At 67.6% G+C, this 762-nt stretch carries 1 protein-coding gene; it reads left to right on the top strand.

Features of this window, described 5'->3' with window-relative positions; genetic code table 11:
- Positions 1–762, top strand: a 762-nt coding sequence (locus IE142_RS35020; protein ID WP_191889430.1) for an alpha-amylase family glycosyl hydrolase, incomplete at both ends; no start/stop codon positions are given.

Below are 762 nucleotides of genomic sequence, written 5' to 3'. Positions count from 1 at the left end.
CTGGCGGAGGCCAACCAGTGGCCGGAGGACGTCGTCGACTACTTCGGCGACTACGCCTCCGGCGGCGACGAGTGCCACATGGCCTTCCACTTCCCGGTCATGCCCCGCATCTTCATGGCCGTCCGCCGCGAGTCCCGCTACCCCGTCTCGGAGATCCTCGCCAAGACCCCGGCCATCCCGTCCGGCTGCCAGTGGGGCATCTTCCTGCGCAACCACGACGAGCTGACCCTCGAGATGGTCACCGACGAGGAACGCGACTACATGTACGCGGAGTACGCCAAGGACCCGCGCATGCGCGCCAACATCGGCATCCGCCGGCGCCTGGCCCCGCTCCTGGACAACGACCGCGACCAGATCGAGCTGTTCACCGCCCTGCTGCTCTCCCTGCCCGGCTCGCCGATCCTCTACTACGGCGACGAGATCGGCATGGGAGACAACATCTGGCTCGGCGACCGCGACGCGGTCCGCACCCCGATGCAGTGGACGCCGGACCGCAACGCCGGCTTCTCGTCGTCCGACCCGGGACGCCTGTTCCTTCCGACGATCATGGACCCGGTCTACGGCTACCAGGTGACGAACGTCGAGGCGTCCATGGCCTCGCCCTCGTCCCTGCTGCACTGGACCCGCCGCATGATCGAGATCCGCAAGCAGAACGTGGCCTTCGGCCTCGGCACCTACACGGAACTGCCCTCCTCCAACCCCGCCGTACTGGCCTTCCTGCGGGAGTACGAGGACGACCTGGTGCTGTGCGTGCACAACTTC

The organism is Streptomyces mutabilis, from assembly GCF_014649815.1.
GTDB classification, from domain to species: Bacteria; Actinomycetota; Actinomycetes; order Streptomycetales; family Streptomycetaceae; genus Streptomyces; species Streptomyces mutabilis.
The sequence above is the reverse complement of the archived record's forward strand: the minus strand, read 5'-3'. Positions and strand labels throughout refer to the sequence as shown.